We start from the raw sequence: 221 nt of genomic DNA, 5'->3' as shown, positions 1-221 counted from the left end.
ATATCAAACTCAGCCAACAATGCATCAATATCGTCATCCGCCTTTGTTTCTGCTGATTTTACTGATTCTTCAACAGCAACATCGTCCGATTCAGCTGGCATATCAAACTCAGCCAACAATGCATCAATATCGTCATCCGCCTTTGTTTCTGCTGATTTTACTGATTCTTCAACAGCAACATCGTCCGATTCAGCTGGCATATCAAACTCAGCCAACAATGC

At 42.1% G+C, this 221-nt stretch carries 1 protein-coding gene; it reads right to left on the bottom strand.

The genetic code is table 11. The features are described from left to right. Positions 1–221: hypothetical protein (locus H5181_RS20555; protein ID WP_182751908.1), on the bottom strand; the 221-nt coding region annotated here is incomplete at both ends.

The organism is Shewanella sp. SG44-2, from assembly GCF_014164215.1.
Taxonomy (GTDB): Bacteria; Pseudomonadota; Gammaproteobacteria; order Enterobacterales; family Shewanellaceae; genus Shewanella; species Shewanella frigidimarina.
This window is presented reverse-complemented; position numbering and strand designations above follow the sequence as displayed.